16 protein-coding genes are annotated in these 14,523 nt (G+C 62.0%); 6 read left to right on the top strand and 10 right to left on the bottom strand.

The features are described from left to right. The first annotated feature begins 2 nt into the window (after positions 1-2). Genes C6P61_RS06765 through C6P61_RS06750 form a run of 4 tightly spaced genes read left to right on the top strand, consistent with a single transcriptional unit; the run spans position 3 to position 3,987 of the window. Positions 3-2,753 (top strand): BPTD_3080 family restriction endonuclease, encoded by a 2,751-nt coding sequence (locus C6P61_RS06765; protein WP_105729163.1) that lies wholly within the window; start codon positions 3-5, stop codon positions 2,751-2,753. Positions 2,754-2,783: 30 nt separating this feature from the next. Continuing rightward, positions 2,784-3,332 (top strand): hypothetical protein, encoded by a 549-nt coding sequence (locus C6P61_RS18040; protein WP_244908808.1) that lies wholly within the window; start codon positions 2,784-2,786, stop codon positions 3,330-3,332. Then, positions 3,329-3,670: a hypothetical protein gene (locus tag C6P61_RS06755; protein ID WP_105729162.1), complete on the top strand. Its 342-nt coding sequence runs from the start codon at positions 3,329-3,331 to the stop codon at positions 3,668-3,670. The genes C6P61_RS18040 and C6P61_RS06755 overlap by 4 nt, the downstream gene beginning before the upstream one ends. Then, positions 3,667-3,987 carry a hypothetical protein gene (locus tag C6P61_RS06750; protein WP_105729161.1) on the top strand — a complete coding sequence of 107 codons (321 nt, stop codon included), beginning with the start codon at positions 3,667-3,669 and terminating at the stop codon, positions 3,985-3,987. The genes C6P61_RS06755 and C6P61_RS06750 overlap by 4 nt, the downstream gene beginning before the upstream one ends. Before the next feature lie 410 nt (positions 3,988-4,397). On the opposite strand, the gene C6P61_RS06745 is transcribed toward C6P61_RS06750, so the two are convergent. After that, a complete protein-coding gene (locus tag C6P61_RS06745) occupies positions 4,398-4,868 on the bottom strand; it encodes an NINE protein (protein WP_105729160.1) in 471 nt (156 codons plus the stop codon). Between the two features lie 342 nt (positions 4,869-5,210). Between C6P61_RS06745 and C6P61_RS06740 the strand changes: the two genes are divergently transcribed. Together C6P61_RS06740 and C6P61_RS06735 are read left to right on the top strand one after the other, a co-directional pair. Next, the gene (locus C6P61_RS06740) at positions 5,211-6,380 is read left to right on the top strand and encodes a hypothetical protein (protein WP_170067332.1); all 1,170 of its coding nucleotides are present in this window, start codon (positions 5,211-5,213) and stop codon (positions 6,378-6,380) included. Between the two features lie 18 nt (positions 6,381-6,398). Then, a complete protein-coding gene (locus C6P61_RS06735; RefSeq protein ID WP_105729158.1) occupies positions 6,399-8,363 on the top strand; it encodes a sensor domain-containing diguanylate cyclase in 1,965 nt (654 codons plus the stop codon). A gap of 54 nt (positions 8,364-8,417) precedes the next feature. Here the strand turns inward: C6P61_RS06735 and fghA are convergent, their stop codons facing one another. The 9 genes from fghA to C6P61_RS06690 all read right to left on the bottom strand — a co-directional run bounded on the left by fghA (position 8,418) and on the right by C6P61_RS06690 (position 14,503). Beyond that, positions 8,418-9,251, bottom strand: coding sequence for an S-formylglutathione hydrolase (gene fghA / locus C6P61_RS06730; RefSeq protein WP_105729224.1), 834 nt, complete (start codon positions 9,249-9,251; stop codon positions 8,418-8,420). An 8-nt stretch (positions 9,252-9,259) separates the two neighbouring features. Next, the gene (locus C6P61_RS06725) at positions 9,260-10,372 is read right to left on the bottom strand and encodes an S-(hydroxymethyl)glutathione dehydrogenase/class III alcohol dehydrogenase (RefSeq protein WP_105729157.1); all 1,113 of its coding nucleotides are present in this window, start codon (positions 10,370-10,372) and stop codon (positions 9,260-9,262) included. Between the two features lie 76 nt (positions 10,373-10,448). Further along, complete coding sequence (locus tag C6P61_RS06720; protein WP_105729156.1) at positions 10,449-10,724, bottom strand: metal/formaldehyde-sensitive transcriptional repressor; 276 nt, start codon at positions 10,722-10,724, stop codon at positions 10,449-10,451. 151 nt (positions 10,725-10,875) lie between these two features. Continuing rightward, on the bottom strand, positions 10,876-11,247 hold the full coding sequence (locus C6P61_RS06715; RefSeq protein WP_105729155.1) for a DUF2237 family protein: 372 nt from the start codon (positions 11,245-11,247) through the stop codon (positions 10,876-10,878). Positions 11,248-11,301: 54 nt separating this feature from the next. Beyond that, on the bottom strand, positions 11,302-11,559 hold the full coding sequence (locus C6P61_RS06710) for a DUF5710 domain-containing protein (RefSeq protein WP_105729154.1): 258 nt from the start codon (positions 11,557-11,559) through the stop codon (positions 11,302-11,304). Between the two features lie 214 nt (positions 11,560-11,773). Next, positions 11,774-12,343: a histidine phosphatase family protein gene (locus tag C6P61_RS06705; protein ID WP_146114977.1), complete on the bottom strand. Its 570-nt coding sequence runs from the start codon at positions 12,341-12,343 to the stop codon at positions 11,774-11,776. Between the two features lie 194 nt (positions 12,344-12,537). Further along, complete coding sequence (locus C6P61_RS06700) at positions 12,538-13,122, bottom strand: chromate transporter (protein ID WP_105729153.1); 585 nt, start codon at positions 13,120-13,122, stop codon at positions 12,538-12,540. Further along, positions 13,119-13,697, bottom strand: coding sequence for a chromate transporter (locus C6P61_RS06695; protein WP_105729152.1), 579 nt, complete (start codon positions 13,695-13,697; stop codon positions 13,119-13,121). The genes C6P61_RS06700 and C6P61_RS06695 overlap by 4 nt, the downstream gene beginning before the upstream one ends. Further along, positions 13,697-14,503: a substrate-binding domain-containing protein gene (locus C6P61_RS06690; RefSeq protein ID WP_105729151.1), complete on the bottom strand. Its 807-nt coding sequence runs from the start codon at positions 14,501-14,503 to the stop codon at positions 13,697-13,699. Before C6P61_RS06690 ends, C6P61_RS06695 begins: the two co-directional genes overlap by 1 nt. Between the last annotated feature and the right edge of the window lie 20 nt (positions 14,504-14,523).

Raw genomic sequence — 14,523 nt, 5'->3', positions numbered from 1 at the left:
CGATGGCCAACAAGCGCTCCCTGATCATCAGCTCGCCATTCGAGCGACCGACCCACCACTGGAAGCGCGCCAGCGACAGCCGGCTCGAACTGGTCGAGGGCCGAAGGCCTGCAGGCTACGAGATCTTCGACACCCGCAACAACACCGTCCGTGGCGTCGAGCTGGAGCTGGTCAACCGTATCCGCGAGCGCGTCGATGAATGGCGTGCGGCCGACTATCCTGGCGTGACCGCCATCACCCGGCAGCTGCTCGAGCATTGGCGTGATGGGGGAGCCAGGCGCCTGTACGCCTTCTATTTCTGCCAGCTCGAAGCCATCGAGACGCTGATCTGGCAGGTGGAAGCGCCGTCCGAGTTCAAGCAGGGCGTGGCGATTCCGGGCGATGGCGGTGCATGGGAGCGCCTGCAGGTGCTGCAGCCAGGTCACCCTGAGAACTACTACGACCTGTTCTCGGTCTGCCCCAACGAGGCCTTGCGCCAGAAGCTCAACCAGGTCGAACTGCTGATCGACAATTGGCACAGCCTGATGCCGCTCAAGGAGCAGGCCAAGTCCGTGGTCAGGAAGGGCGCCGAGAGCGATGAGGCCTATGTGCGCCGCGTGCTCGGCAAGCTGGCCGCGTACAAGGATCTGGTCATCATCAACGATGAGGCGCACCACGCCTACCGCAAGCCCGCCGAGGCCAAGGTCAGCAAGAAGGATGCCGAGGAACTGGGCATAGACCTCGAAGAGGCGACGCGCTGGATCGAGGGCCTGGACCGCATCCACAAGATGCGCCGCATCACGCGCTGCTTCGATCTCTCGGCCACGCCTTTTGCGCCGACCGGCAGGACCAGCACCGAGCAGTCCCTGTTCGAATGGGTGGTGTCGGATTTCGGCCTCAACGATGCGATCGAGGCGGGCCTGGTCAAGACGCCGCGGGTGGTGATCCGCGACAATGCCTTGCCCAATGCGCAGACCTACCGCAGCAAGCTGTACCACCTCTACCGCGAGCCCGAGGTCGCCGAAGACCTGAACCGTCGCGGCGCCGAGCCCCACGAGGCCTTGCCGCAGATCGTGCAGGAGGCTTACACGCTGCTCGGTGCCGACTGGCGCGAGACCATGCTGGCCTGGAAAGCGGCCGGGCATCTGTCGCCGCCCGTGATGCTGACCGTCTGCAACAAGACCGAGACCGCAGCGCGGGTCGAGCACTATTTCCGCCAGGGCGATGTCTACTGGCCCGAGCTCAAGGCACCCGAGCGCACGCTGCGCGTCGATTCCAAGGTGCTGGAGAAGGCCGAGATCGGTGAGACTGCGCCTGCCGACAAGGCTTACGAGGAAGTGCTGCGCTCCATTCTGGATGCGGCGGGCATCCCTGAGTCGCGCCAGGAGGATCTGCGCCGCCTGAAGAAGGAAGAGCTGCTGCGGGCCATCGTCGACAACGTGGGCAAACGTGGCAGTGCCGGCCAGGACCTGCAGAACGTGATTTCGGTCGCGATGCTCTCGGAGGGCTGGGACGCCAAGAACGTGACCCACATCATGGGACTGCGCGCCTTCACCAGCCAGCTGCTGTGCGAGCAGGTGATCGGTCGCGGCCTGCGGCGCGTGTCCTACGACACCGAGCCGGTGCTGTGCCCCGATGGCGTGACGCGCGAGCTGTTCCGTCCCGAGTTCGTCAACGTCTTCGGCGTGCCGCTGTCGATTTTCCAGGAATCCGACGGTGACGGTGATCCGCCGCCCCCGCCCAAGTCCAGCACGCAGATCGAATCCATCGCGGACCGCGCCGAGCTGGAGATCAGCTGGCCCAATGTGCTGCGGGTGGATGTGGTGGTGCGGCCTGAGCTCACGGTGGACTGGTCGAAAATGCCGCCGCTGAAGATTGATCCGGCACAGGTTCATGTGACGGCCGACCTGGCGCCGGCGCTGGGCGGTGCCGCTGATCTGTCCAAGGCCGTGTCGATCGACCTCGAGGCTCTGCCCGAGGAGTTCCGTCTGCAGCGCTTGCTGTTCCTGGCCGCGCGCAAGGCGCTCTCGACCGTCGAGCACGGCTACGTCGGTGGGCGCGAGTGGCTGATCCAGCAGTTGGTGCGTCTCGTCGAGCAGTTCTTCAACTCGAAGCAGCTCGAGATTCCTTCGCTGTTCCATCAGGACCCGCTGCGCAAGCGCATCCTGGTCGCGCTGTCGATCGACACTTTGGTGCAGCACGTGGTGGCGCAGATCCAGCAGCAGAACCACGAGAGGCTGGAGCCGGTGTTCGATCCCGAGTTTCCGATCGGTTCGACCCGCCTGATGCGGACCTGGTATTCCACCAAGCCCTGTCTGGAAACGTCGAAGTCGCAGATCAGCCATGCGGTGGTCGACAGCACCTGGGAGCATTACACGGCCTCATTACTGGAGAAGCGGGCTGACGTCTCGGCTTATGTCAAAAATGACCATTTGGGTTTCCAGATCTACTACCTCTGGCGCGGCAGCAAGCGCAAGTTTGTCCCGGACTTCCTGATCCGCCTCGCCAATGGCAAGCACCTCGTGCTGGAGATCAAGGGCGAGGATTCGGACCAGAACCGCAACAAGCGCATGGCGCTCGACACCTGGGTGCGCGCCGTCAACGAGCGCGGCGGCTTCGGCTCCTGGTGCTGGGACGTGGTCAAGGCCGAGCCCTCGAAGGTCGACGACGTGATTGCGCATCACTCGGCCAGTGGACTGCACACAGAGCCGATCGGCGAGTTTCCTATTGACGACTTCGTGCCGAAGTTGCCAGAAATCGGAAACTATGCCTGAGGTGCAGCCAGAAAAGAACAGGACTTGAAAGTGGCCACGAAGAAGAAAACTCCCAGTTGGGTCGACGTCAAGGCCAGGCTGGCTGACATCGACCGTGCCGGCCTGATCGGTCTGGTGCAGGATCTGTACGCGGCCAGCAAGGACAACCAGGCCTTCCTGCACGCGCGGTTTGCGTTGGGCGATGATGTGCTCAAGCCTTACAAAGCGACCATCACGCAATGGATCAACCCGGCCGATCCGCGCAAGCCGCAGTCGGTGGCCAAGGCCAAGAAAGCCATCACCGATTACAAGAAGGCTCTCGGCCAACCTGAGGGCCTGGCAGAACTCACGGTGTTCTACTGCGAAGAGGTATTCGCTTTCCTGGCCGTCTGTGGCGTGGAGGACGAGGACTTCTATGTCGCGCTGGTGAGTATGTTCGAGCAGGCACTGAAATACGTGCTGGCCTTGCCGGTCTCGCAGCAGCCGGACTTCATCGCCCGTCTGGACCGGGTGCGCGGCCTGGGGCAGGACCTCGGCTGGGGCGTGGGCGAAGATTTTGACATTTTCTGGGCGGAAGCCGGCCTGCCGGGGGAAGCATGAAGAAGGCAGAAAAAGTAGTGGTGGGCGACTGGCGCATCACCAGCATGGAAATGTGGGACGCTGACTACTTCGACATGGAAGTGCCGGCGCACATCACGATCCGCGAAGACCTGCTGGGTGAATTCCAGTTCGGCCTGGTGCAGGGCAGTCTCGACGCCCGCGTCAGCGTGAGCGCTGGCGTCGCACGCGTGGAGTTCTCCTGGGAAGGGGGCGATGAAAACGACCCTGCTAGCGGTCGTGGCTGGATGGAAGTCAAGGGTGATCAGGCCAAAGGCCGCATCTTCCTCCACCAGGGTGACGACTCGGACTTCACGGCAGTCCGCCGGAGCAGCCAGTGAGTCGAAGCCGCCGCAAGACACCGATTTTCGGCCACACCAGCGCGCGCTCGGAGGCCGATGACAAGCGGCTGTGGCACAAGCGCTGGCGTTCGCGGGAGCGTGATCAACTGGCGACCCTTGGCCCAGAAGGCGATCCGTTGCCGGTGCATCGGCAAGCGGTGTCGAGTACCTGGGATATGGCCAAGGACGGAAAGCATTGGTTCGATCCGCGCCGTCAGCGCGAGGTGGCGGAACGCATCGCCGCCCGCCGCAGCCAGTTGCAGCCGGAGCGCAAAGCACTGCAGGCACGGCTTCTGGCTAAGTGGCGGACTAAGTGAAACGATGGGCAATTTCGGATCTGTGGCGGTGAGCCTACGGAATGTGAAGCAATAAATTTGCCAGACAGTGTCTGGCACTTCCTAAGTGGTACGCAGCAGCCCGCAGCAGTGCTATTAAGCTCGGGACGCCAGCCGGCACAGGGTCAACCGTCCGCCACCACTTTGAACCCCAAGTGATTGATTCACTTGGGGTTTTTCATTGTCTGACTTGCGGTAACACGCCTGGCTGTGCCGTCGCACTGTGCCGGGCAGTGAAGAGTCCCTGTCGATCAAAGTCACCTCAAGCAGACCTCGATCGAAAAATCCCTCTCATCACTCTGAATAAAACCCAACTTCAGTCGATCAGCGAGGACTGGTTGACGCCGAGCCGGAAGAAGAGTTTGGGCGAGATCACCTGGGCTTGAGGTCCTTCAGCCAATGATGGGGACTGCCAGCAGCAAGGATTGAAATTGCTGGGCGCGTTGCGTGTAGCCTTCGTAGGCTGGGACCATGATGGCTGCCAAAATGCCTGTAATTATCAAAATAGGTCCCAGCAGGGCCAGTGCCTTGATGGTCCAATGGACGGGAGGGGTGAGGGTGCCACCGTTATGTTTTGCAGCCCATGTTTGTTGACTGGAAAATGCAATCAGCAGCATCTCTACCAAGGCAATCAAGGCAGGGATGTATGTCCAGCAGAAGAGCAGGTACAGAATACCTGAGACAGTTTTCCCGAGGTAAAAACGGTGCGCACCAAAGCCTCCAAGGAAGCCGCACCACAATCCGGCTACCGTCTGGGATTTGAGGGTGCCCGATACAACCTGCTGCAAAGCTCCACAGTGTGGGCAAGTCGGCGCTGTTTCGTGGATTTCCTTGCCGCAACCCCGGCAATAGACCATGGCCATTTTTTACTTCTTTCTTGGATTTTTGTTGTCAAATTCTCTCATGGATTTGCACAGCATTCTGGTCTAGCATGAGGTCGTGCTGCAAGGCCGTGGCCGCCAGCAGTCTGTCGATGGTGGGCAGCGGTCTGTGCCGGCCTGGGCCATCAGGCGGTCCCTGCAGGTCGAAAAGTTCGCGGGAAATCATGACTGCCACCGAACGGCCATGCACTCACCACCGCGTCAACTGTTGCAGCGGTGGTGTACGACTTCAAGTAGTTCAAGACCGTAGTCTGGTCCTGCCACAGATTTATCCAATATGACAAGGTATCATCTTTTCAAATGGATGCCAAACTGTCAATTCTCATGATCGCGACCCTGTTCTCCTGCGCTGCCCAAGCCCGAGACGCGGCGCAGGAGTCTAGCGATGGCTGGCGCGGCTTTCTCCTCGACAACGTCACTTTCCAGCAGAGTACGCAAGACGCCCTGCGCAACCGGCACAGCCCCTTCCGGCCGGATCTCGTGACCGACCAGGGCGGGCGCCTGCAGAACCTGTTCGTGCTGCAGTTCAAGCAAGGTGACTGGACCGTCATGGGCTCCTATGCCGACAACCGCACGCTCGGCGGCGGCAGCGCCTATTCGCTCACCAATCCGATGGCTTTTGGTGTCAACACCGTCGAGACCGTCGGGACCTCGCGCGAGGCCGTCGACTACAAGTCTGGCCTGCACGAACTGGCGGCGACGTACCTGAAGGGCGGCACGATGGTGATGTTGGGCAAGATCGATACCTCGAACTGGTATCTCGCCGATCCGATCTTCGGCGGTGATCTGAACCATGGCAACGACTACGGCAACGCCGCCACCCGCGTCGTCGCGCCTCCCTTCCCCTCGGTGGCTTTGGTTGTCAAGCAGGACTATGGCAATGGCCTGTCCCTCACCGGCATCGCTGGCGACGCCTTCGGCGATCGTGAGACCCTCGATGCTGCGCGTAATCTGGTCAAGGGCGATCCGGCCTATGTTGTCGAACTGAACTTCCAGGACCAGCAGCAGCACTACCAGCTGACCTTCAACCACATCGACGCCTTCCGTTTTTTCGACAAGGACGCCGTGTGGCCGGTTCCGGGTGAGAAAGCGCCGCAGGTCAACGCCGTGATGGCCTCCGCCAGCTACCGTTTCAACAAGAGCTGGGCGGGCTTTGGCCGCGCCAGCTATGCCAAGGGTGAAGGGCAGCTCGAGGATGTGAACTTTCTCGTCGGCATGCGCTACGACCTCGGCAAGTTCTACGCGCTGGTTTCACAATCGGCAACGCGCGTCGGCACCGACAACACGCCATACCAACAGGGTGCCAAGGGCGATATCACTTTTGTGAGCGAGCTCACGCTCAACTACAAGCTCAATTCGTTCGTCACCCTGGGCATGACCTACGACATGTACCACAGCAGCGGTGATTCGCTGCTTGCCAAGGATGGTGGCTGGAACGGGGCCAAGCGCAACCAGGTCATGGGTTTGCGCGTGACCTCTTTCTTGCCCTTCTGATTTCCATCGGTCAGGGTAATGGTCACAATGCCGAAAATTTTCAGCGGTGAGCCATCACCAGTACACCCATCGCTGCAGCCGTCCCTGTTCAAGATTTACGGTGCACTGCTGGTCTTTTTCATGGTTCTTGGAGGATGGCTCGCCTTCGATCTGCAAAAAGGATACGTGAAGGTTCTGGCCGACCAGTCGTATCGAGCCATGCAGCGCAGCCAGATCATTGGTCAGTCCTTTCGTACCCAGGTACTTGCTACCGATTACGTTTTGCGCGACCTGCTGGGGAGAATCCAGCCGCAGGATATTGTTTATCCGGATTACGATCGGAATCATGCGCAACGCATGACCCAGTTGCTGAAGGAGAAATCCGATACGGTGCCTGATTTCTTCCTGGTTGTTTTCAACAAGGATTGTGTATTTACAGCAACCGAATCCGGTGATCATACGGGCGCCAGTTCAAAGCCGGCACTTTGCGAGGCCCGCAAGGCGCACGCCGGCCCTGGTCCGCTGGTCAGTTATGTTTCCGGGGCGAAGTCGGCCTCGGGATCGAGCGTGCTGATGCTCTCGAGAAACTTCACATCGCCGACAGGCGACTTTCAAGGCGGTGTGATGGCTGTCATGGAGCTTGAGAAGGCGCAACACTGGTTTGATTCACTGAATCTCGAGTCTGGTGATTCTATTGCCCTGCTTGATGATGCTCAGATCCTCCTTGCTCGCCGTCCCCTGTTGGAAAAATCCATGGAAGAAAAGGCGACTGACCTGAGTATTCCAGGTCCTCTGATCTCAACGGCAGCGCAGTCCGCTGCCCTGACCCGACTGGATCTTGATGGAAGCGAGCGCATATTTGGATTCAGCCAGATCGAGGGATTCCCCTTTTTCGTCGCTTTTGGTTTTGATAAATCAGGAGTGATCGAGGAGTGGCAACATCGTGCCGTGGAACTGACAACAGGATTTTGCATCCTGCTGCTGCTGGCGTTGGCCGTTGCGAGGTCGCAATGGACGATGCTGCACCAGCGTGAGGAGCTACGTTCCAGCGAAGAGCATTTCCGCATGCTGGCAGAAAACATGGCTGATCTGGTCTGGTGTACTGATGCACAGATGCAGTTCACCTATGTCAATGCGGCAGATCAGCGTGTGCGTGGATTTGCTCGCGAGGAAGTTGTCGGTACCCACATCATGGACAACCTCACCCCGCAGGGGAAGGATATCTTCGCTACCATACTCCAGGAGCGCCGTGAACTCGAATTGTCATCCCATCACGGCCTGGTGCTGAAATATGAATTGCCGATGAATCTGAAGAATGGGGGTGAGGTTTGGATAGAAATGACCTCGGTACCAATCTATGATAGCCATGGTCGTATCAGCGGCTATCAAGGCGTGGGCCGTGACGTCAGCAAGCGCAGACAGCATGAAACCAATTTGCTGCAGTCGAAACAACAACTTGAAGAGCAGCTTCTCGAGGCGGCAGAAGAAACTTCCGCCTTGCATGAGCTTGCAACTCACGATGCGCTCACTGGCCTCTATAATCGCCGATTTCTTGATGCCACTTTACCGCGCGAATTCGCTCGCGCGAAACGCGACGGCGACCGGTTGGCAGTCATCATGCTGGATCTTGATCATTTCAAGCTGGTCAATGACAACTTTAGCCATGCCGCAGGTGACAAGGTCCTTGTGACGCTGGCTGATTTAATGAAGGCAGGTGCCCGTGAAAGCGACTTGATTTGCCGCTATGGTGGGGAAGAGTTCGCTGTCATTATGCCGGGCATGTCGGTCGATCAGGCGCTGGAGCGGGTCGAATCGTGGCGAAGGCAACTGGAGGAGATGCTGGTAGTCTACGGTGATTTCAAAATCAGTATCACGCTTTCGGCCGGCGTTGCAGTCTTTCCCGATCAAGGTGACAGCCCCGGTCTGCTACTCGCCCTTGCTGACCAGATGCTGTACAAGTCCAAGAAGGAAGGGCGAAATAGAATCTCGGTTTGCTCCTTGTAATGACTTTGGATGTGCGCGTCATGCGCCTGTTGGTATTGACCCAGCGCTTTCTGCTCAGTCGCGCAGCGCGTCCGCGTGGTGGCTGAAGTGGTCGGCCAGGAAGCTGGCGATGAAGTAATAGCTGTGGTCGTAGCCCGGGTGGCGCCGCAGCGTCAGCGGATGACCGGCGTGCTGGCAGGCGGCTTCGAGCAGTTCGGGGCGCAACTGGCTGGTCAGGAATTCGTCCGCCTCGCCCTGGTCCACCAGCAGCAGCAGCCGCTCCGTTGCATTGGCAATCAGTGCCACCGTGTCCCAGTCCTGCCAGCGGCTACGGTCCTCGCCCAGGTAGGCCGTCAGTGCCTTCTGGCCCCAGGGCACCTGGCTGGGCGCCACGATGGGCGAGAAGGCCGAGACGCTGCGGTAGCGGCCTGGATGCCGCAGCGCCGTCACCAGCGCACCATGGCCACCCATCGAATGGCCGGAGATGCCGCGCGCTGCGGTCGCGGGAAATTGCGACTCGATCAGCGCTGGCAGTTCGTCGGCCACATAGTCCTGCATCCTGAAATGCGACGCCCAGGGCGCTTGGGTGGCGTTGACGTAAAAGCCCGCCCCCTGGCCCAGATCGTAGGCCGGGTCGTTGGCGACCGCTTCGCCGCGCGGGCTGGTGTCGGGCGCGACGACGATCAGCTGGTGTTGCGCCGCATGTTGCTGCGCCCCGGCCTTGGTGATGAAGTTCTGCTCGCTGCAGGTCAGGCCCGACAGCCAGTACAGCACCGGGCAGGGCTGGCCGGCGAGCGCGGCCGGCGGCAGGTAGACCGCCAACCGCATCGCGCAGCCCAGCGTGACCGAGTCGTGCTGCCAGACTTCCTGGCGTCCGCCGAAGCTGGCGTGCTGTTCTATGCGTTCCATGGCAGCGTTCATCCGTAGTGGACCACGGAGCGGATCGACTTGCCTTCGTGCATCAGGTCGAAGGCCTCGTTGATTTCGGTCAGTGGCATGGTATGGGTGACGAAGGGCTCGAGCTGGATCTTGCCGGCCATCGCGTCCTCGACCATGCCGGGCAGCTCGCTGCGGCCCTTGACGCCGCCAAAAGCGGTGCCCAGCCATTTGCGGCCAGTCACGAGCTGGAACGGACGGGTGGAGATTTCCTGTCCCGCACCGGCCACGCCGATGATGACCGACTGGCCCCAGCCGCGGTGTGCGCATTCGAGCGCGGCGCGCATCACGTTGACGTTGCCGATGCACTCGAAGCTGTGGTCCACGCCCCAGCCCGTCATCTCGACGATGACCTGCTGGATCGGCTTGTCGAAGTCCTTCGGGTTGACGCAATCGGTAGCGCCGAAGGTGCGCGCCAGGTCGAACTTGCCGGGGTTGGTGTCAACCGCGATGATGCGACCGGCCTTGGCCAGCTGCGCGCCCTGGATCACGGCCAGGCCGATGCCGCCGAGGCCGAACACGGCGACCGTGTCGCCTTCCTGCACCTTGGCGGTGTTCTTGACCGCGCCCAGGCCGGTGGTCACGCCGCAGCCCAGCAGGCAGACCTGCTCCGGGTTGGCGTCGGGGTTGACCTTGGCCAGCGACACCTCGGCCACCACGGTGTACTCGCTGAAGGTCGAGCAGCCCATGTAGTGGTAGATCGGCTCGCCGTTGTAGGAGAAGCGCGTGGTGCCGTCGGGCATCACGCCCTTGCCCTGGGTGGCGCGCACGGCCACGCACAGGTTGGTCTTGCCGCTCTTGCAGAACAGGCATTCGCCGCATTCGGCGGTGTAGAGCGGGATCACATGGTCGCCCGGCTTGACGCTGGTCACGCCTTCGCCGACCTCGACCACGATGCCCGCGCCTTCATGTCCCAGCACGGCAGGGAAGATGCCTTCTGGGTCGTCGCCCGAGAGCGTGAAGGCGTCGGTGTGACAGACGCCGGTGTGCGTGATCCGGACCAGCACTTCGCCCTTTTGCGGCGGTGCGACGTCGATCTCGACGATTTGCAGGGGTTCTCCAGCCTTGAAGGCCACGGCGGCGCGGGATTTCATGAACGGACTCCGGAAAAAGTGGGATTGAGGAAAGTGGAATGGAAAGGGCCATGAAGGCCAGGGCAGCCGGTTGTTCTCATTTCAGGTAGGAGCGCACCAGGCGCATGAGCTGCTCGATCTCGGCCTCCATCCCGGGTTTGGCGTCCTGGGCCTGGCCAAAGGTCTCGCGCAGGTGGCTGTCGAGCACCTCGGCCATCAGGCCGTTGGCTGCCCCTCGCAGTGCAGCCAGCTGCTGCAGCAGCGATCCGCAGTCAGTGCCGGCCTCCACGGCGCGCTCCATGGCCTCGGCCTGGCCACGAATGCGGCGCAGCCGGGTGATGACGCGCTTCTTTTCCTGCGGGGAATGTGGCATTGCAACGGGTTGTATTTTGTACTGGGGGGTAGTATATCAACAGGCCCATGAAAATGCCACTGAAGGCATGAACCTCAACCTTGCCGGCCTGGTGGGCGGCCGCACCGTCGGCGCGCAATTAGCCGCTGATCTCACCGCCAGGACGTCACGCTCACTTCGTGCCAGCAGATGACTGAAGCTGTTCGAGCGAGACAAAATCCAGCGCACGCCGGTGCGTGGATTCCAGAACGACTGGGGGTGCCAGGCCGGCATCGAAGGCCTCCTTCCAGCGCATGGCACACAAGCACCATCGATCACCGGGGCGCAGCCCTGCAAAACGGTATTCCGGCCGCGGCGTGATCAAGTCGTTGCCACGTGACAGCGAAAACTGCAGGAACTCCGCTGTCAGGCGTGCGCAGATCACATGCGATCCCGTGTCGTCGGCGCGCGTGTTGCAGCATCCATCCCGGAAATACCCGGTCAACGGGTCGTAGGAGCACGGGACCAGGGGGGTTCCCAGAACGTTCAAGGCAGGTGTATTCATGATTGGTCGTGTTGGCCCAGCGAATTCGTCGCTGTGGTTTTCTACCGTCTTGGTTCAGGCACTCGTGTGCTCGCAGTCTTCCCAGGGCAGCACCTTGCAGCCGCAGCCAGCGATCACAGCCCCATGGGTGACGATGGGGCCGGTCGTCTGCTCGGGGCTGGTGGAGGCGGGCGAGTCTGTGATCCAGCGCGCGAACGGGGTCAGGTCGGCGACGTTCTGGATGTACCAGCATTTCTTCTTCGGGTCCCAGCGGGCGCCGAGTGCCTTGGCTTCTTCCTTCTCGGCGAAGGGTGTCTTGAGGTTGATCCGCATGGCGCTATTGTGATCCGCCATCCCGGAGTCGGCATCGTGGTGCTGTCGGTTGGCGCGCTGATGGTCGTGACTGCAGCCTTGTCATGCCACTGCCATGAACCTGGGGTAATCCCCAGCATCCGTGCCCAAAGCTGTGGACAAGCTTGGAAATCAGTGGCTAAGTGACTGTCGTGCTTGGATTTCATTGCCCTGCTTAAAAAACGGGCGTAATGGGTCAGCCGTGCCGCTGGGGGCGCATCAAGCCGCGGGCCAGCAGTGAACCCTGCGCGTTTACCAGAAAAGCCTCGGCCATCGCAGGGTAGGCACCGGTCAGCCCGGTCATGATGACCTGGTGCGTGACCCATACCTCCAGCTGGCCTGCAGGCAGTTGCAGCAGGCGTTCGCGCAGCATTTGCAACTGCTGCTCGTGTTGACCTTGGCCGGCAAAGGTGGAATTCAGGGCCGGCCAGTCCTGCTGGCGGCCGAAGGCCAGCCGCGCCGTGTGCTGGCAGCGGCACCACTGGCTGCTGAGCACGGTCTGCGCTTGCAGTCGCTGCTGCCTGAACCATTCGCCCATGGTTTGGGATTCGGCCCGGCCGACCTCGGACAGGTTGCGCTGGCTGCTGCATTGGCCGAGGGTGAAGCCGGGCGGATCGCCCAGGCCGGGCTCGGTGCTGGCATGGCGGACCAACAGCACCCCACCCCGGCGCGCTTGCTCGGCCAAGTCATGGGCAGGTGTTTCACCGAAAGCCGCAGAGGCCAGGGCCCACAGGCCCGATCCGATGAGCAGCGAGCGTCGATGCATGGTCAATTCTCCCAATTCCGCACAGTGCAGACCAGGAGCCAGCGAGGTCGCACAAGTGATCGATCCTGCTGGCCGAGGTCATGGGGGTACTTCACAAAGCCCTGATCTTGCCCAAATCCGGGGCGATTTGCTCCAGCGGCGACCAAGACCCCATTGGCGCAGGCAACGCGCTGCTGCCCCGCTGTCCGTACCCGTCAAACCCAGCCCATGATCCCCAGCATGGCGCCAGCGGCCAGCAGCCACAGCATGTGCAGCCGGGTGCGCCAGACCAATATCGCACAGACCAGAGTCAGCAGCCAGAGCCGGCCATCCTGTGCCGCTTGCCCGCCCGAGCGGCCCAGCAGCCAGCTGGTCGCCAGCAGCAGCCCGACCACGATCGGGGCCAGGCCCTGGCGCAACGCCTGGACTGTCAGCCGTTCGCGGTGCTTCTGGCACCAGCGCGTGGCGACCAGGGTCAGGATCGAGCTCGGCGTCATGACTCCCAGCAGGCAGACCAGCGCACCGGCCGCCCCCAGCAAGGTCGCCAGCCAGGCCGCGGCAGCGGGACCGGCCGACTGGAAACCGACGTTCCAGCCCATCATGGCCACGAACAGCACATTGGGGCCTGGCGCGGCTTGCGCCAGCGCCATCGACTGATTGAATTGCGCCTCGCTCAACCAGCCTTGTTCGCTGACCAGCTTGCGGTGCAGATCGGGCGCCAGCGTGATGGCGCCTCCCACTGCCAGCAGCGACAGCGACAGGTGGTACAGCAGCAGTTGGGCCCAGTCCGCCCCGTTCATTGAGCGACTCTCCGGCGCAGCAACCACCAGGTCAGGCCGCAGGCCAGCCCGCCCAGGCCCAGCACGATCAGGTGCAGCGCCAGGTGCAGCCACACCACGCCTGCGAAGGCGGCGCTCGCCAGCAGCAGGACCAGGGGAAAACCCAGCGCATGCTGCCGCAGGCCAAGCAGCAGTTTCAAGGCCGAGCCTGCAATCAGGCCGGCAGCGACGGCACCCATGCCGCGCAAGCCACCCGCAACGGCGGCCTGGTCCGTCAACTGGCCCATCAGGGCGCCCAGGCTCAGCAGCAGCAGCAGCGGCAGTGCCAGCAGTCCCGCCAGCGCCGTGATGGCCCCGCGCCAGCCAAAATGGCGATCGCCGAACATCAGCGCCAGATTGCACACGTTCGGGCCGGGCATCACCTGCGCGATGGCCCAGTCCTCCAGAAAACCCTCTGGCGTCAGCCAGCCGCGCTTTTCCACCAGTTCCCGGTGTACCACTGCCAGCACCCCGCCAAAGCCTTGCAGCGACAACCAGGAAAAGGCCCAGAACAGCTCGCCCAGATGGGCCGGTGTGGGCGCAGCTGGCGCTTTCATCACTTGGAGGTGAGCGCGGCGCGGTGGTTGACGGGGTCCAGACCGGTGGCGCGCACGATGTTGGCCACTGCCGGCGAGGTCAGGAAGGTCAGCAGATGGCGCGCGGCCTGCGGTTCCTGGGCACCTTCCACCATGCCGGCAGAAAAGAAGATGGTCTGCTGCACGGCAGCAGGCAGGGTGCCGATGAAATCCAGCTCCTTGAAATAGATCAGTTCACTGACCTGCTGGAAGCCGATCTCGGCGTCGCCGCGCGCCACCACGGCGCCGACCCGCTCGCTGTAGATCTTCTTCCCGGTCTGGGCCAGCCGGTCCTGCACCCCGAGCTTGGGGAACAGCTCGCTCGACAGGTAGGTGCCGCTGGCGCTGGCCGAGTAGGCGACGGATTTCGCCTCCAGCAGGGTCTGCTTGAGCGCTTCGACCGTGCTGATGTCCGGCTTGGGCGTGCCCTTGCGCACGGCAGCCCCGATCTGCGAGCGCACGACATCCACGCGCGAGCCCGGCACCAGCTTGCCCGCACTCATCAAGGCTTCCAGCCCGCCTTCGGACAGGATGACCAGATCGAACTTCTCGCCGCGCGCAAAGCGGCTCGGGATCGAGTCCGGGGCGTTGCCGATCGACGCGCCATAGGAACTGATGACCTTGTGCCCCGAGGCCTCCTCGAAGATCGGCACCAGCTGCTTGTAGGCTTCGGTGAAGGCACCCGAGGTGACGACCCGGATCTCGGCCGCCAGCGCCGATTGGCTGACCAGTACGGCCAGCAGCATTCCGCCCAGGGCGCGGCGGGTGATGGATTGGAAGAATTTCATGTCTGTCTCCTCTGTACCGA

The sequence above is a fragment of the Malikia spinosa genome, from assembly GCF_002980625.1.
Taxonomy (GTDB): domain Bacteria; phylum Pseudomonadota; class Gammaproteobacteria; order Burkholderiales; family Burkholderiaceae_C; genus Malikia; species Malikia spinosa.
The sequence above is the reverse complement of the archived record's forward strand: the minus strand, read 5'-3'. Positions and strand labels throughout refer to the sequence as shown.